The following is a 15684-nucleotide window of genomic DNA, read 5'->3' on the forward strand; positions in this document are numbered from 1 at the left end:
TCATGCCCGATTTCGCGAGGCCATCAAGACGCGCGAACCCTTACCCAGATTGGCTCTCCGACGTTTTCATCATGAAAAACCATCACACTTTTCCGCGAAGATCCGATTAACGAAGTTCTCGTCGGCCAGGAGTTGACGAAGAGCCCCCACGATGAGCAATAGTCGCTGCTGCGAGAACTCCGCTTTACGCACCAGCGCCGTCTGCCGTTTTACTTCGTTTTGGTACGTTCGTACGAGGGTCACGGTAGAAACGTCCGTTCGCCTTCCTGTCGAAGTGCGGGCCGCAGATCGCCCCAGCCTCTGCCGCTTTTCAATTACGCGACGGGCCATGAGCAACTGCCTGCCACGCAGGGTCCCACTTTCATACGCTTCCTGCAAGGCAGCCTGCACGGCTTTGTCATCGTCGCCGGCACCGGCGATTGTCGTCGCAACATTCAAGGGAATTGATCCGCTCTCGACTGCTATCAGTAACCGCTCCTCTCCCTGACGTAATAGGTTGCAGATTGCCTGTACATACGAATTGGTGAGACCTGTCTTTTCCGCGATTATTTTTGTCGTATAGCCTTTGTCCAACAGTTGTCGGATGCCAACCAGCAGTTCGAGAGGACGATGCTGCCGCCGCGCAATGTTTTCTGCCAGACTCATGATGAAAGCGTCCTCGTCCGACACCTGGACGATCAGCGCTGGAATCTCGTTTTCCCCAAGCACTCGGTACGCTTTTAGTCTCCCTTCACCACACACGAGCAGGTACTTTTGCTCTCCTCGCGAATCCACTCGCGGGGTGACACAGATGGGTTTCTTGAGTCCTATAGTCTTGATGTTCCCGACAATTTCGTCGAATGCCCGGCTTCCTCGTTCACGCGGATTTAGAACCTCGATCTTATCGAGAGGAACCAACCGTATCTCCATGGCTGTCTTCGTGTTCATCCCGCCCTCCTTAGCCGGGCACGCTCGGCCATGTGGTACAGGTACTCAAGCGTTTCAAAGCGATAGCTCTCAAATTCGATCGGGTTGTGATCTGCAAGCCTGATGCCAGGCTGACCGAAATCGAGGCGCGGCAGCAGATAGTAGTCAAGTGGCGCCTCGTTTCGCTCGTTGAGCCGCACGGCAACAGTGATATCGGGCAGCAACCCTGTGTCGAATCTCACTTTCCACTGATTCCGGCCGCTGCTCCTGACCTGGCAGCGGGACAACACGAGAGAGGCTGTGAATTCCCGATTCACGTGAAGAAGGTCGGTAGCGGCGTCTCGCACGATTTCGCCTCCGAGATCGCCGATAATCCGCTCAGTGTCGCTCACAATTTGGGGATGAAGACGTCGTAGAAACCGGTTGATTTCGACGTATCGATAATCGCGGTCCGGGGTGAAACCCACGGCCTGATATGCTCGGATGAGACTTCCGAACCGATATGCGTAAACTGAGGAAGACGGCATACCCTCCGTCTCGTCGATTACGACGCCGGAAAGGTAGCCTCGATTCCTGTACAACGCCCGCAAACGCTCGATCAGATCTTCGCTCGTGTAGCGGCGAGCGCGGGCGCGGATAATCCCTTGCGCGGTGTAAAAAATCTCGCTCGACACAATCGGCGGAAACGCCCCATCCCTGCGGATCCACATGTCAGGCGTATTCACCACACGTAGTAGTTTCAGCTTGAACGAAACCCGGTTGTACACGTTGTTGCCAATATACTTCTCGTTCGTCAGGACTTCGTGGACCGTTGATCTGCTCCACTGTCGGTCCAGATCGGTGCGCACTTTCATGGCGTTCAGCCGCGCAGCTATCTCTTGCTCGCTCAGAGACTCGTCGACAAACCACCTGTAGATGAGTGTAATGATGCGGATTTCGCTTTCTGGCCCCGGCATCAGGACAACGCGATCTGTTTGAAGACTCTTGTGCTCGCCGCGTTGCAACTCCGCCTTCACCAGTCCATCCTGGCCGAGCAATACGCGCCGCAAGCCGTAACCCGCCGGACCGCCCTGACGAAAGCCAAGCTCTATCAGACGGCACTGGCCGGCAAATACCTTCGCGGACAGTTCACGGCTGTATTCGCCAGCCATCGCCCGCTTTACACCCTTCACGATGGTTGATACGGGCGACCCATCATTCTCGAACTGCTCAGCGCAATAGCACACCTGTATACCGGCACGCCGGCAGATGTACTCGTAATATGCACTTTCGTCGGCATCCTGAAACCGACCCCATCGGCTCACGTCGTACACTAGGATGACCTGAAAGTCGGCCTTCCGACTCTCGACATCACGGATTAATCGTTGAAGTGCCTCCCGCCCGTCGATTCGCAGGCCGCTCTTCCCTTCATCGGCATATGTCCTGACAATCGCCAAACCACGGCTGGCCGCGTATTCCCGAATCCGGTCTCGTTGGTTTGCGGTCGAATATTGCTGATGTTCCGTTGACATACGGACGTATTCGACGGCGCGGAGCGTCGGTTCGCATGGGGGTAGTAGTCCGTCATTTCTATCGACCGACATGGGATCACCAGCCAACGCGCAATGTAACTTGAGCTGCGTGATTAGAACGCAGGCTCCAATGGACGGTGGCGTGGGTAGCGGTCCGCACGCTATGACCTGGCTCCTTCGTCCGTGTCTTCTGCCAGATATGCCAAACGTTATCAGCAACTGAGACTTCTTCGTGCAAGTCATATCTTTGCAACGGAGTGCCTGGCGCCCTTCGACGCTGACAGGACAGTCAGTTGCACCGTCCAGACATCCATTTTTGCAACGACCCTGCGGCGCAACAGCCGCAGGGTGTATTGGCCTGAATGCAAAGGCGCAGCGCGGGCCGACTCGTCCATCTTTGCAATTTCTGCCCGCTGCTGATAACGCATTCGTTGCAGCTGACGGTTGCGCTCGGTGTAATCCGCATGTTCCTGCCTGTATCTGCGCCAGTAGTCCGGGTTGCGTTCAAGCCAGTGAGCTTGTGCCTTAGCCTGGTTGTCCCGATAGTCGGGATCCAAGCGCATTTTCTGTTGCTGCCAACGCGATTTCCGCACCCGCTGACATTGACGTGCGGGACAAAACTGCTGCCCGGGGGTCTGGGGACGGGGCTCAAAGAGCTGACCGCAAGCGGCACATCGTCGGAATTGATTCATTCACGCCCCTTTGATAGTGCCCATGCCGGTCTGAAGGCCGTTGTCGCACGCTTTAGAAGCCGGCGTGGATCGTAAGCAGGCTAGGGAGGACAAGTGATCGTCGACCGCGCGGCAACACATTTTGCCTGGCGCAGTATATGCGGGCCAGATTGCGGAATGGCCATCTAGCCGAAAGGGCGCGTTCTGTCGCGGGGGGCGTCAGCGGCGGATGTAGTCGGTAATGAGATAGACATCGTCGCTTTTCGAACGGCCGTTGGCTGGGCTGAGTCGACGTTTGAATGGCTCTATAGAAGCGCGGGACAGCGTCCGCAGCTGGCCGACCCCTGCCTGACGGCGATCGGCGCCACCCTGAACTGCCGTTCGGGCATATTTCCCGAACGTCCGGAGCATTGCGAAAACCGGTCAACGGCCGCCAATCGGGTACAGTCGCCAACTGAACGCGCCTTGGCGAAAAATGGACGTATTGAATGCCCGTCGTCGCAATACCGTTTCAACCCTTGAGCTTCGACTGGATCGTGGATCAGCGGGCCGCGATGACGTCCGCCACCAGCAGCGCCGTCATATTGACGATCCGGCGCACCGTCGCCGAAGCCGTCAGCACATGCACGGGCTGAGCCGCGCCCAGCAGCATCGGGCCAATCGCGATGTTGTTGCCCGCCGCCGTCTTCAGCAGGTTGTACGAGATGTTGGCCGCGTCGATGTTCGGCAGCACCAGCAGGTTCGCGTCGCCTTCGAGCGTCGAGTCGGGCATCACTTCGCGGCGCAGGTTCGCGTCGAGCGCGACGTCGCCGTGCATTTCGCCGTCCACCTGCAGGTCCGGCGCACGCTCGCGCAGTATCTCCAGCGTGTCGCGCATCTTCTGCGCGGTCGGCGCGTTGCTCGAACCGAAGTTCGAGTGCGACACGAGTGCAACCTTCGGCTCGATACCGAAACGGCGCACTTCCTCGGCGGCCATGATAGTGATCTCGGCCAGCTGCTCGGGCGTGGGATCGACGTTCACGTGCGTGTCGACCAGGAAAATCTGCCGGTTCGGCAGCACCAGCGCGTTCATTGCGGCGTACACCGCGCAGCCTTCGCGCTTGCCGATCACCTGGTCGATGAAGTGCAGATGCCGGTGCGTCGTGCTGATCGTGCCGCAGATCATGCCGTCCGCCTCGCCCTTCTTCACCAGCATGGCGCCGATCAGCGTGGTGCGGCGGCGCATCTCGAGCTTCGCCATCTGCGCCGTGATGCCCTTGCGCGACATCATCTTTGCGTATTCCTGCCAGAAATCGCGGTAACGTTCGTCATGGTCGGTGTTGACGACCATGTAGTCCTGCCCCGTGGCCAGGCGCAGACCGTAGCGCGCAATGCGCTGCTCGATCACCGCCGGGCGCCCGATCAGGATCGGCTTCGCCAGCTTTTCGTCGACGACGATCTGGATTGCGCGCAACACGCGCTCTTCCTCGCCTTCCGCGAACACGATGCGCTTCTTCTCGAGCTCGACGCCGCGCGCCAGCTGGAAAATCGGCTTCATGGTCGTGCCGCTGTGATACACGAACTGCTGCAGATGCTGCTGGTACGCTTCCATGTCCTCGATCGGACGCTCGGCGACAGCTGAATCCATCGCGGCCTTCGCCACCGCGGGCGCGACCTTGACGATCAGACGCGGATCGAACGGCTTCGGAATCAGATATTCCGGCCCGAACGACAGATCCTGGATGCCGTACGCGGTCGCGACGATGTCGCTCTGCTCCTGGCGCGCCAGCTCGGCAATCGCATTGACCGCCGCGATTTCCATTTCCCGCGTGACCGTCGTCGCGCCCGCATCCAGCGCGCCGCGGAACAGGAACGGGAATACGAGCACGTTGTTCACCTGGTTCGGATAGTCGGTGCGGCCCGTGCACAGCACGGCGTCCGGGCGCACTTCGAGCGCCAGTTCCGGCAGGATTTCCGGCGTCGGATTGGCCAGCGCGAGAATCAGCGGCTTGTCCGCCATCTGCTTGACCATGTCCTGCTTGAGCACGCCGCCAGCCGAGAGACCGAGGAAAACGTCGGCGCCGCCGATCGCCTCGGCGAGCGTGCGGGCGTGGGTTTCTCGCGCGAAGCGCTCCTTGTCCGGGTCCATCAGTTCGACGCGGCCCTTGTAGACCACGCCGGCGAGATCCGTGACCAGGATGTTTTCGAGCGGCAAGCCGAGATCGACCAGCAGGTCCAGACACGCGAGCGCCGCCGCGCCCGCGCCCGACGCGACCAGCTTGACTTCCTTGATGTCCTTGCCGACGACCTTCAGGCCGTTGGTGACCGCCGCCGCGACGACGATCGCGGTGCCGTGCTGGTCGTCGTGGAAGACCGGAATCTTCATGCGCTTGCGGCATTCGCGTTCGACGATGAAGCAGTCCGGCGCCTTGATGTCTTCGAGGTTGATGCCGCCGAAGGTCGGTTCGAGCGCGGCAATCACCTCGACCAGCTTGTGCGGATCGTTCTCGTTGATCTCGATATCGAACACGTCGATGCCGGCGAACTTCTTGAACAGGACGGCCTTGCCTTCCATGACCGGCTTCGACGCGAGCGGCCCGATGTTGCCGAGGCCCAGCACCGCGGTCCCGTTCGTGACGACGCCAACGAGGTTGCTGCGCGCGGTGAAGCGCGCGGCGTTCAGCGGGCTCTCGACGATTTCCTCGCACGCGAACGCGACGCCAGGCGAATACGCCAGCGCGAGGTCGCGCTGGTTGATCATCTGCTTGGTCGGGGCGATCGCGAACTTCCCCGGGGTGGGGAACTCGTGGTAATCGAGGGCGGCCGTCTTGAGATCGATGGTCATGGTTGTTCAGGAAAAGGGATTGTGCGTCGCCATTTGTGGCCTAACAGGCTGTTGAAATACCTCGTTTCTCCGTCATCCGGGACGAAGTGGTAAACGTTGAAGGTAATGTCATGAATGTGAGCGGGATGAAACGGATGCGCGGTGCCGATGGTTTTACGGAGTCGATGTTCACGGTGTTGAAGCTGGATGATTTTGTGCCGAAAGACCATCCGTTGCGTCCGATTCGCACGTGGCTCAACGATGCGCTCAAACGCATGGACGACGTGTTTGCCCGGATGTACGAGGCTGATGCGAAAGGTGGGCGGCCGAGCATTGCACCGGAGAAGCTGGTGCGAGCGTTACTGCTTCAGGTGCTGTACTCGATTCGCAGCGAGCGCATGTTGATGGAACAGATTTCCTACAACATGCTCTTTCGCTGGTTCGTCGGCTTGCCGATGGATGGGACGGTGTGGGACCACTCGACATTCAGCAAGAACCGCGACCGACTGCTTGAACACGATGTGCTGGTATTGCTCTTCAACGAGACGGTTGAGACTGCGCGCGAGCGTGGGCATCTGTCGGGTGAGCACTTTAGCGTTGACGGCACGCTGATTCAGGCCTGGGCGGGACACAAGAGCTTTGTGCCGAAGGCAAGTCCGGACGAAGACGATACGCCGCCCGACGAACCGCCGGCGCCCAACGACAACTGGCACGGTCAGAAGCGCAGTAACGCGACGCATCAGTCCACGACCGACGAACAGGCGCGCCTGTTTCGCAAGAGCAAAGGAACCGGTGCGATGCTTTGCTACATGGGCCATGTACTGACTGACAACCGGCACGGCCTGGTAGTCAACGCGCAGGTGACGCTGGCGACGGGCACCGCCGAGCGCGACTGCGCCGCGCAAATGCTTGCTGACGCCGCGAAGGTGGCCCCGGGCGGCATTACGGTCGGAGCAGACAAGAACTACGACACAGCCGGCTTTGTCGCCACCTGTCGAGCAAATCGCGTCACGCCTCATGTCGCGCAAAACGATGGGCGTCCAGGAGGCTCAGCGATTGACGAGCGAACCACGCGTTGTCCGGGTTACGCGGTCAGCCAGCAAAAACGTAAGCGGATTGAGCAGGTGTTCGGATGGGGCAAGACAGTCGGACGAATTCGACAGGCGATGTATCGAGGACTTGAACGCGTAGACCAGCTCTTCGTGCTGACGCAGGTCGGCTACAACTTGACGCGTATGCGCACACTTGCCCGTTGAGGGCCGGGATGCAATGGATAACATCGATATGGTGAAACCGTTAGCAGCCTCGAACGCCCGGAAACGTGTTCCGCGTTTCAGAAGTGCGAACTCAGCATCCGTCGCAATGCACCTGAGTGCATCAACGACGGATATTTCAACAGCCTGTTAGGAGTCGATCAAAGCGATAGAGTGAGCGACCGATAATCGCGCTGCTGCGGACATTGAAATCACGTGAAGTCAATGACGATGGTGGCGATGCTTGTGTGTTACGGGTTCACGCTTATGTGGGGGTATGTGGTTCCTGCCCGTCCCACGGGAAGTCATGAACGTGCTGATGGTGCTCGTCATGGCGACCTCGGTGGTTTGGTTCCGGTGTCTCGTGCGTGTGAGCGTGCTCGTGGCGCTCCCGCAAATGTAGCCAGGTCGCTCCGAACACCGCTTCCACGTCGCGGCCGCGTGGCGGGACTGCTACTCAGGTGAGCTTTTTACCCCAGGGCGCCGACCGCCTATGTATTGTTCACGACATCGCGAGTGTCGCTCGGCCCGGATCAGGCGACAGGCAAGATTGTCGATCGCACCGTGGAGTTTGGCCAGTTTTCAGCGGTTGCGCTTTTTCGTGAAGCAGTGTATCAGGCGCTGGGCGATCTGCTGCCTGCTTCATATTGAACGTATGGGGGCGTTCGGGCCGAGTAATATTGGCTGCGTGTTCGAACCCTGCTCGCGCCTCGCATCCCTGCAACTAAAAAGTGATCGCGCCCGATCTTCGATTCAGGAGATCGTGTACCTGATCTGCGGGCCACCCTTATATCACGTTTTGGCCAGTTCCAGTATCCGGTCGCGATTACGATCGAACGCCGCGAGCAGGTCGGTTTCCTCGCTACGGATTCCGGGGTTGAGCTTCGTCAGCATTTGACCATCGACGAGAAACGCGATCTCGCGAGAATTGTCGTAGCCCCAGAAACATACACGATGCCTAGGAGGTGTCGTAAGAGCGACTGGGATTTGGGAAGCTGAGCACGATCTTGCTTTTTGCCATCTAATCTCTCGAAGAGACGTAGCGCCACTTCGCGGCGTTGATATCGATGCGCGCATCATCGTCGAGCCGCTTCTGGGCGCGGTCGGACTCCGCCTGCCGCAAGGCTTCGACGCGAGCTTTCTGGGTCGCCACATAGTCTTGCGGTCTGCCCGACATGATCGGGCTCATTGGGGTTCGCTTCAGCATCTGGACGCCTGCAAAAAGAGTGTGCAACTTCAAGGCAGTGGCCTGAGGCCAGAAAGCACGCTTGAGCACGGCGACGCGCCACATCAAGGTCGCAATGCTCATTCGCGTGCGAGATTCAACGCGTATTCCCGCCGGTACTGGCGAGCCGAACACGAGTGGCGAGTCGATGAAAGCCGCTTGCGCACTCAAGTTGGCTATCCGAGAGTGCGCCGCATGGCGCGACAAAGCAAGAACAATCGGCAAACCGGCGGCTGGGTGCATGAAGAGAGCACGCACTATCAGCAAACTTGTGCACTTACCCCTTAAGGTGTGTGATCGGGTCTTTTAAGTAGATCGCGACAGTAATTAAAAATGCGCCCAGAATGAGTCGCAGAGCGGCCCCTTCCGTGGGCGCCTAAATGGGGAGCGAAATGGCAAAAGGTCAACTGCGTAGTAATCGCGAGGCAAAGAAGCCTAAACAACCTAAAAAGTTACCATCTCCCGGAGCAGGTCTGTTCAAGACGTCTACCCCGAAGACTTCTGTGTCGAGCGGCGTGACGAAGAAGTAACCGACACGCGCATGTGACGCGCGGTCGTTTCACTTTGCTTGTGCGCACTTTCGACGAAGGTGTAGCAGCGGCCCGGTAGAAAGAGCGTCATTGTAATTCGGGCTGCACCTTGTTGCCTCTCATTGCTGATCGTTTTCAGCGCGTGTCTGAGTCGTGACCGATTGCCGCCCCGGTTCGTGCTGTCGCGGTGGGCTTTCCTTTTGGGGGCGAAATGGTGAGCAAGTTTGTTCGCGGCGAAACGCAATGAGCGCGCCGCAACGTCTAACCGTGCGGCACCAGAGCGTCTACCACTACTTGGAGCCAGTACGCTTCGGCGAGCATCGCATGATGTTCCGCCCGCGCGCGAGTCATGATCTGCGGCTTCTCACCGCGCAGTTGCTGATCACGCCCACACCTGAACGGCTGTATTGGTTGCACGATGTCTTCGACAACTCGGTCGCAGTCGCCACGTTTTCGGTCGAAGCATCCGAGCTGCTCTTCAGAAGCGAGGTGACGCTCGAACATTACGAGGCGCCGCTGCCTGACTATTCGCTGGAAGCCTATGCGTCGACCTGGCCCTTCGCGTATACGAGCGAGGAAGCCTCTGATCTGGTGAACGCGCGAAGCCGACAGTTTCCGAACGACGATGTCGACCTGTGGGCGCGACGCTTTATCGACCCCGGCGGCACGACGGGCACGATGACGTTGTTGCGCAGCATGACGCTCGAGATCAAGAACAACTTCATGTACGTGCGGCGCGTCGAGAAGGGCGTCAATCGTCCTGCCGACACGCTACGCCTGCGCAGCGGCAGTTGCCGCGATTTCGCGGTGCTGATGATGGATGCCGTCCGCTCGCTTGGCCTCGCGGCCCGGTTTGTCAGCGGCTATATCTTCGTGCCGGACCACGACACCACCCTGGGCGGCGGCGCGACCCACGCATGGCTGCAGATCTATCTTCCCGGTGCAGGCTGGGTCGATTTCGATCCGACCAACAGCATCGTCGGCAACCGGCATCTGATTCGTGTGGCGGTAGCGTGGAATTACGATCAGGCGCTGCCGCTCTGGGGCACATGGCACGGCGCGATGCATTCGTTCCGCAGTCTTGAGGTCGACGTGAGCGTGACCGAAGACGCCTGAGCGCTCAGCGCGTTACGACTTTATCAATGGAAGGATGGTCAGATGAAACTTCGCGTGGGCTATGAACTGATCTACGAGTGCGCGCAGCCGACACCAATGATGTTGATGTTGAACACGCATTTTTCCCGCGTGCAGGATGTCCTGTCTGCCGATCTGCTGGTGGTCGATCCGCCGGTGGCGATCACGCAGTATCGCGATAGCTTCGGCAATCTGTGCAGCCGCATCGTCGCGCCGCAGGGGCTGATTTCGCTTTCCACAAGCGCGCTGCTCAACATCTCCGATCAACCCGAGACGCGCGAGCCGTTCGACTATCAGCATGCCGTCGAAACGCTTCCGGATGAATGTCTGGTGTTCCTGCTCGGCAGCCGCTATTGCGAAACCGATCTGCTGTCCGACATTGCCTGGAAACTGTTTTCCAATACGCCTCCGGGCCGCCACCGGGTGCAGGCGATTTGCGACTACGTGCATCGCCATGTCACGTTCGGATACGAATTTGCACGGCCGACCAAGACCGCGTTTCAGGCGTGGCAGGAACGCAAGGGCGTGTGTCGCGACTTCGCTCATCTGGCCGTGGCGCTATGCCGCGCGATGAATATTCCGGCGCGCTACTGCACGGGCTACATCAGTGACGTCGGTGTGCCGCCGCCGTGGAGCACGATGGATTTCGCGGCATGGTTCGAAGCCTATGTGGGCGGCTCCTGGCAGACCTTCGATCCGCGCAACAACGTGCCGCGTATCGGTCGTGTGCTGATGGCGCGCGGCCGCGATGCCGCCGACGTTGCGCTCAGCAACACATTCGGTCCGACGAAGCTCATCAAATTCGACGTCCACTGCGCGCCTGAATGATGACGAGTGGTCATTCGTTGGTGGTGTCGTAGAGGACGGGTTTGGGTCGGGATGCATCAGATGCATCAGGCAGCGGTCGGCCAGGAACGGCCATTCGAACTGGTAGCCGAAAGCGGTCAGTCGCCGTTACACTCGGAAAGGAAACAGCCGACCGAGGCGCTATCCCCTAGGGAAACACTGATTTATCAGGCTCGGCCGTCATCGCTGACGTGTTCGAGTACGTTATAGAAGGAAGCTCACGGAACGGACCAGTAGTGATGAAGCGGCAAATCAGCTTTGCAGAAGCGGAGAGTGCGGGCAAGAAACGGGTGACCAGGCGCCAGCGCTTCCTGACAGAGATGGAGAGGGTCGTACCGTGGCCGCGGTTGCTGTCGGCGATCGAGCCGTATTACCCGAAGGGTGAGCGTGGCCGTCCGCCGATTGGTCTGGAGCGCATGCTTCGAATCTACTTTCTGCAGCAGTGGTACGGCCTGTCGGACGAAGGTCTGGAAGACGCGCTGTACGATAGCATTGCGATGCGCGCCTTCGCCGGCATCGATCTGGCCGTCGAGAACGCGCCGGATGCGACCACGCTGTTGAAGTTCCGCCGCCTGCTGGTCGAGCACGATCTGACGCGAAAGTTGTTCGACGAGATCGGCATCTCGCTGTGTGAGCGCGGACTGATGATGAAGGAAGGCACGTTGGTCGACGCGACGATCATCGAAGCGCCGCCGTCGACCAAGAACGCGGAGAAGAGCCGAGACCCGGAGATGCATCAGACGAAGAAGGGCAACGAGTGGCACTTCGCGATGAAGGCCCACATCGGAGTCGACGCCGATTCGGGTCTGGTGCATAGCGTGGTCGGCACGTCCGCCAACGTGTCGGATGTCTCGCAAGCCCACGCGCTGCTGCACGGGCACGAAGAGGAAGCGTTCGGCGACGCGGGCTACATCGGCGTAGACAAACGCGACGAAATGAAGGGCAAGTCGGTGAAGTGGCGCGTGGCGGCCAAGCGCGGAAAGATCAAGGCGATGCAGGATGGTCCGCTGAAGGATCTGGTGATCGCGGTCGAGCGGACCAAGGCGCAAATTCGTGCTCGGGTCGAGCATCCGTTTCATATCGTCAAGAATCTGTTCCGTCATCGCAAGGTGCGCTACAAGGGGCTGGCCAAGAACACGGCGCAACTGTTCAGCCTGTTCGCCTTGGCGAACCTGGTAATCGCCCGAAACCGGTTGCGGTCAGTTCACGGGAGTAGTCCGTCATGTGCATGAAAAATGCGAGGAGGGGGCCCCGAATCCGGGCAAACTCCGCCTCGCTTGCGACCGAATTCCTTCGACATTCTGATAATTGCAAGCTGACTCGTCGGCAACGCCGGCGACGAGCTTATTGATCAGTGTTTCCCTAGTTCGAGCGCCACCTGCGCTATCGACCCTGCGAGATCTTCAGCCCGGACCTCTACAATTGCCGGGCGCATACGATCGTTGCGCTGCGGGCGACTGTCACGCCACGGAGGGAGCAATGCTCAAAGGTCGCTGTTTTTGCGGAGAAGTCCGTTATGAAGTGTTGGATACACCCTTCAACTCCACAGTTTGTCACTGCGCAGACTGTCGCCGCGCATCTGCGGCCCCGTTCGTCGCCTGGTTTAGCGTCAAGCGATCCGAGTTTCGGTTCGTCCATGGCGAACCAAGGAGCTTCGCAAGCAGTAAAGCGGTTTTGCGAACTTTCTGCCCGGACTGTGGCACGCAATTGACCTATCAACACGACGATTTCCCCGACGAGATTGACATTACGACATGCAGTCTCGACGTGCCGGACCTGGTTCCTCCCGAGCATCACACTTGGACATCGAGCAAGTTACCGTGGGTTCATGTATCTGACGCCCTGCCGAAACACGAGGGCAGCTACTCCAAGGGCTGAATTCAAATGGCAGGGCTGCACCTTTGTGATGGTTACCGAAACGAGTTGCGCGCGGCCTGGGCCGCCACCTAGTGGTTGGCTCATGCTCAGACACACAAGGCTCGCAGGAAGACGGTTCTTCGTGGCTTTTATCCTCGAACGTTGAACGGCCGCTTTCGGCAATGGGTAACGTCAGCTTCTATGGGGACTTGTATGTCAAGCCGTTTTTGATCACGTGAAGGGCTTGGATTTCATGGTGGCTCCTGTAGGTTGTTGAGCGCGTGATGCCTTGGCGCGACATGGCTGTGCCATCCTGGTCCGGGGTCGGGGTGTGATGAGCGTTCGAGCCAGTGCCCGAACGAACTTCTATCCGTGCAGGGCGCCAACACCCTGCACCTCATGCAGCATGCGCGCAAGGCGCGCTGGCAAACCCCGGTTATGGGCGCGCCCCATCTCTGCGAGACGGTCACGGGGTGCCGTGACCCGCCGACGTTCCGGGCGCGTCGACCCTGGATCATGATGACGTGTTGCGTGCGAAGGCGTTGCGTGGTACCCGTGCTGCCCGGAATTTCAGGCAGCTGCCGGCTTGAGCGAGGCTCCGGCCGGAATCTCGCCGTGCTCGAGGTAGTGCCACAGCGCGATAGCCAGGCGCCGCGCCACCGCCACGATGCCCACGCGCCGCATGCGCTTGCCGCCGCCGGCAAAGCGCCGGTTGAACCACTGGGTCAGGAGGCTGTCGGGCTGCAGCTGCAGCCAGCGCCAGGCGAGTTCGACCAGCATCGTGCGCGCTCGCTTGTTGCCCGCCTTGCTGATGCCTTGCTCGATCTGACTGCCGCCACTGTCGTAGGGTGTCGGCGTGAGCCCCAGGCTGCCGGCCAGCTCGCGCCGGTTGGCGAAACGTCGCCAGCCAAACACTTCCTTGACCAGCACCCAGGCGCCCTTGGGGCCGATCGCGCGCAGCCGTGCCAGTTGCGCCACCAGCGGATGCTTGCCCTCGGCCAGTTCCTGGCGCCGCGCCGCTTCCAGCACCTTGAGCTGCTGCCTGACCAGCGCCAGCCGCGCGCTCTCGCGCTCGATCTCGCCGCGCAACACCGGCGGCACCTGCTCGCGATGGCGCTCCCACCACGCCGCCCAGTCGCGCCCGCCGACGATGACCGGCACACGCAGGTTGTGCAGCACCAGCAGGGAGCGGATGCGGTTCGTGTGGGCGGTACGCTCCTGGCTCAGCCGGGCCAGTTCACGGTGCGTGCGGCGCGCGTCTTCCTGCTCGGGCGTGGGCTCGTGCACCACCGACCAGATGCGCTCGCCAGCGTGGTGGCGCCTGAGCATCACCAGCAGCTTATCGCCGTCGAGCCGGTCGGTCTTGGCCCGTCTGGCGCGTCGGTTCACTTCGATGCTCGCCGGGTCGACCACGAGGTTGTCAATGCCTTGCCCGCTCAACCAGCGATGCAGCCACCAGCCATCGCGGCCGGCCTCATAGCACGAATGCACCGGGGCCTGCGGTTCGAGCTGGCAGCGCTCCTTGGCGCGGCGCACGCAGTCGAGCACCGCAGCCGTGTCGCCGGCGTGCACGCTGAAACGGCTCGGGCCGCGCCGGCCATCGCTGGCCGTCAACTTCCACGACTTGTCGCCGAGTTCGAAGCTCATGTAGAGCTGGACTTGGATCGCCGTATCATTGCCTTGTGGGACTGTCTGGGTCGCCGACATTTCCGTCTCCTTTGCACAGGGTTGGAAATTCCGTTTTAGCTAAACGGGTCTGGCTTGGGTAGTCCCACATAGCATCTCTGGGTCGACGGCTGCCCGATCGCGATCAACGGCGGACCACACGGCCTGATCTATGTCGGTGACCGCACCTGCCTAGCAGGGAGCGTAACGTCCTCCGTGGGCTCAAATAGCTTGGTAGCGTTTGGTTGTTGCTGCGGAAGGAACCATTGAGGTGCCGGGAACGTCGTCGTTCTATTGGCCCACACCCTGATGTGCTGCCGCTATGGCAGCATCACGCTCTTTTTTGGCTGCTGCCTTTTTCTCATCGAAAACTTTTTGTGCAGCGGCTACGTGCTTGTTATAGACACGATTGGCTGCGGCCACCTGTTGGTGCATCCTCACGATCTCGTCGGGATGCTCTGCAGCCGCCGGCGCACTGGTTGCGGAATTGCCTTGAGCCCAAACGGACGGGTTTGAAAGCACTGCAACGAAAATGGCCGACGCGGTAACCACAAGAAATTTCATGATGAACTCCCGGGGATATTGCGGATATGTCGCCGTCCAAACGTCGACGTATTTTTCAGCCTAGTCGGCCAGGCGGGTGAGACCAATGGGACCAAAGTCCGATAGCGGCCCCGGAACTCCGTATTCCCACCGCACTGGACCCCCGCCCCATTGAAACCATATGCGCAGCGAGCGGCCGACAACGCTCACGTCATAGGCGAGTGTGCAGCCCCCTCGTGGCATGGTCCTTGCATGACTGCGCGAACGCCTGTTTTCCGGGACCTGTCAGCCGGCGGACTGGCAGCGGGCTAACCTGCCATTAGCGACAGTTCAGAAGCCACAGGCGTGGAATATCATGGCGGCGAAAGATCACACAAAGGAGAAAATCGGTGCCGGCAAGAACGATTAGTAAGGGCAAACACACCTACCGTATTGAACCGAACCGACTGGCTGAAGGCGGGTACACATTTGAGATCGTCCATATTGACCATACTGGAGACGCGATCAAAGAAGTGCGGCACGAACCGGGAATCGCTTACGCGACAGAAGAGGCCGCCATGGACACTGGACTTCATGTGGCGGCAGAAATGGCTGAACAGCAGGACGACTGAACTCCGTAAGTTGTCGAGCCTGGCGGCGGGACACCCGCCCGCCGCCCCACGGATGGAATTCAGGAATGCTTCCTCTCGCCCTTGAAGTGACCGGGCCGTGCCGCTCGTTGAATACGATGTTCGGCTCGC

Annotated in this window: 14 protein-coding genes and 2 pseudogenes; 7 read left to right on the forward strand and 9 right to left on the reverse strand. The window is 59.9% G+C overall.

Going from position 1 to position 15684, the window contains the following annotated elements; translation table 11 throughout:
- Positions 1 to 69 precede the first annotated feature (69 nt).
- The 4 genes from OKW26_RS09410 to OKW26_RS09425 all read right to left on the reverse strand — a co-directional run bounded on the left by OKW26_RS09410 (position 70) and on the right by OKW26_RS09425 (position 5912).
- Positions 70 to 927, reverse strand: coding sequence for a ParB/RepB/Spo0J family partition protein (locus OKW26_RS09410; protein ID WP_429353406.1), 858 nt, complete (start codon positions 925 to 927; stop codon positions 70 to 72).
- Complete coding sequence (locus tag OKW26_RS09415; RefSeq protein WP_429353407.1) at positions 924 to 2489, reverse strand: recombinase family protein; 1566 nt, start codon at positions 2487 to 2489, stop codon at positions 924 to 926. The genes OKW26_RS09410 and OKW26_RS09415 overlap by 4 nt, the downstream gene beginning before the upstream one ends.
- A gap of 167 nt (positions 2490 to 2656) precedes the next feature.
- Positions 2657 to 2974, reverse strand: a complete 318-nt coding sequence (locus OKW26_RS09420) for a hypothetical protein (RefSeq protein WP_429353408.1) — start codon at positions 2972 to 2974, stop codon at positions 2657 to 2659.
- Positions 2975 to 3629: 655 nt separating this feature from the next.
- The gene (locus tag OKW26_RS09425; protein WP_429353409.1) at positions 3630 to 5912 is read right to left on the reverse strand and encodes an NADP-dependent malic enzyme; all 2283 of its coding nucleotides are present in this window, start codon (positions 5910 to 5912) and stop codon (positions 3630 to 3632) included.
- A gap of 134 nt (positions 5913 to 6046) precedes the next feature.
- Here OKW26_RS09425 and OKW26_RS09430 point away from each other — a divergent pair, with 134 nt between their 5' ends.
- Complete coding sequence (locus OKW26_RS09430) at positions 6047 to 7147, forward strand: IS5 family transposase (RefSeq protein WP_429354200.1); 1101 nt, start codon at positions 6047 to 6049, stop codon at positions 7145 to 7147.
- A gap of 219 nt (positions 7148 to 7366) precedes the next feature.
- Here the strand turns inward: OKW26_RS09430 and OKW26_RS09435 are convergent.
- Positions 7367 to 7550: pseudogene (locus OKW26_RS09435) on the reverse strand (EamA family transporter); the annotation flags it as partial.
- A 110-nt stretch (positions 7551 to 7660) separates the two neighbouring features.
- Between OKW26_RS09435 and OKW26_RS09440 the strand changes: the two are divergent.
- Complete coding sequence (locus tag OKW26_RS09440) at positions 7661 to 7795, forward strand: hypothetical protein (RefSeq protein WP_262421748.1); 135 nt, start codon at positions 7661 to 7663, stop codon at positions 7793 to 7795.
- A gap of 141 nt (positions 7796 to 7936) precedes the next feature.
- Here OKW26_RS09440 and OKW26_RS09445 read toward each other — a convergent pair.
- Both OKW26_RS09445 and OKW26_RS09450 read right to left on the reverse strand, forming a co-directional pair.
- Positions 7937 to 8165: pseudogene (locus OKW26_RS09445) on the reverse strand (DUF1488 domain-containing protein).
- Positions 8166 to 8453 (reverse strand): hypothetical protein, encoded by a 288-nt coding sequence (locus tag OKW26_RS09450; RefSeq protein WP_429348329.1) that lies wholly within the window; start codon positions 8451 to 8453, stop codon positions 8166 to 8168.
- A 689-nt stretch (positions 8454 to 9142) separates the two neighbouring features.
- On the opposite strand from OKW26_RS09450, the gene OKW26_RS09455 reads away from it, so the two are divergent.
- The 4 genes from OKW26_RS09455 to OKW26_RS09470 all read left to right on the forward strand — a co-directional run bounded on the left by OKW26_RS09455 (position 9143) and on the right by OKW26_RS09470 (position 12757).
- Complete coding sequence (locus OKW26_RS09455; protein ID WP_429353410.1) at positions 9143 to 10015, forward strand: transglutaminase family protein; 873 nt, start codon at positions 9143 to 9145, stop codon at positions 10013 to 10015.
- Between the two features lie 42 nt (positions 10016 to 10057).
- Positions 10058 to 10861 carry a transglutaminase-like domain-containing protein gene (locus OKW26_RS09460; protein WP_429353411.1) on the forward strand — a complete coding sequence of 268 codons (804 nt, stop codon included), beginning with the start codon at positions 10058 to 10060 and terminating at the stop codon, positions 10859 to 10861.
- A 257-nt stretch (positions 10862 to 11118) separates the two neighbouring features.
- Complete coding sequence (locus tag OKW26_RS09465; RefSeq protein WP_429353412.1) at positions 11119 to 12111, forward strand: IS5 family transposase; 993 nt, start codon at positions 11119 to 11121, stop codon at positions 12109 to 12111.
- A gap of 247 nt (positions 12112 to 12358) precedes the next feature.
- Positions 12359 to 12757 (forward strand): GFA family protein, encoded by a 399-nt coding sequence (locus tag OKW26_RS09470; protein WP_184040516.1) that lies wholly within the window; start codon positions 12359 to 12361, stop codon positions 12755 to 12757.
- A 549-nt stretch (positions 12758 to 13306) separates the two neighbouring features.
- On the opposite strand, the gene OKW26_RS09475 is transcribed toward OKW26_RS09470, so the two are convergent.
- Together OKW26_RS09475 and OKW26_RS09480 are read right to left on the reverse strand one after the other, a co-directional pair.
- Positions 13307 to 14443, reverse strand: coding sequence for an IS110 family transposase (locus OKW26_RS09475; protein WP_429353413.1), 1137 nt, complete (start codon positions 14441 to 14443; stop codon positions 13307 to 13309).
- A 249-nt stretch (positions 14444 to 14692) separates the two neighbouring features.
- Positions 14693 to 14965 carry a hypothetical protein gene (locus OKW26_RS09480; protein WP_429353414.1) on the reverse strand — a complete coding sequence of 91 codons (273 nt, stop codon included), beginning with the start codon at positions 14963 to 14965 and terminating at the stop codon, positions 14693 to 14695.
- 368 nt (positions 14966 to 15333) lie between these two features.
- On the opposite strand from OKW26_RS09480, the gene OKW26_RS09485 reads away from it, so the two are divergent.
- Positions 15334 to 15555: a hypothetical protein gene (locus OKW26_RS09485; protein WP_429353415.1), complete on the forward strand. Its 222-nt coding sequence runs from the start codon at positions 15334 to 15336 to the stop codon at positions 15553 to 15555.
- Positions 15556 to 15684 lie beyond the last annotated feature (129 nt).

This window comes from Paraburkholderia sp. 32 (assembly GCF_050435345.1).
In the GTDB taxonomy this organism is placed as follows: Bacteria; Pseudomonadota; Gammaproteobacteria; order Burkholderiales; family Burkholderiaceae; genus Paraburkholderia; species Paraburkholderia tuberum.

Excerpts from the sequence above, each read along its gene's own strand:
- OKW26_RS09430 (WP_429354200.1), top strand. The coding sequence starts at position 6,047 with ATGCGCGGTGCCGATGGTTTTACGGAGTCGATGTTCACGGTGTTGAAG.
- OKW26_RS09475 (WP_429353413.1), bottom strand. The coding sequence starts at position 14,443 with ATGTCGGCGACCCAGACAGTCCCACAAGGCAATGATACGGCGATCCAA.
- OKW26_RS09480 (WP_429353414.1), bottom strand. The coding sequence starts at position 14,965 with ATGAAATTTCTTGTGGTTACCGCGTCGGCCATTTTCGTTGCAGTGCTT.
- OKW26_RS09460 (WP_429353411.1), top strand. The coding sequence starts at position 10,058 with ATGAAACTTCGCGTGGGCTATGAACTGATCTACGAGTGCGCGCAGCCG.
- OKW26_RS09415 (WP_429353407.1), bottom strand. The coding sequence starts at position 2,489 with ATGTCGGTCGATAGAAATGACGGACTACTACCCCCATGCGAACCGACG.
- OKW26_RS09470 (WP_184040516.1), top strand. The coding sequence starts at position 12,359 with ATGCTCAAAGGTCGCTGTTTTTGCGGAGAAGTCCGTTATGAAGTGTTG.
- OKW26_RS09455 (WP_429353410.1), top strand. The coding sequence starts at position 9,143 with ATGAGCGCGCCGCAACGTCTAACCGTGCGGCACCAGAGCGTCTACCAC.
- OKW26_RS09450 (WP_429348329.1), bottom strand. The coding sequence starts at position 8,453 with ATGAGCATTGCGACCTTGATGTGGCGCGTCGCCGTGCTCAAGCGTGCT.
- OKW26_RS09410 (WP_429353406.1), bottom strand. The coding sequence starts at position 927 with ATGAACACGAAGACAGCCATGGAGATACGGTTGGTTCCTCTCGATAAG.
- OKW26_RS09465 (WP_429353412.1), top strand. The coding sequence starts at position 11,119 with ATGAAGCGGCAAATCAGCTTTGCAGAAGCGGAGAGTGCGGGCAAGAAA.
- OKW26_RS09425 (WP_429353409.1), bottom strand. The coding sequence starts at position 5,912 with ATGACCATCGATCTCAAGACGGCCGCCCTCGATTACCACGAGTTCCCC.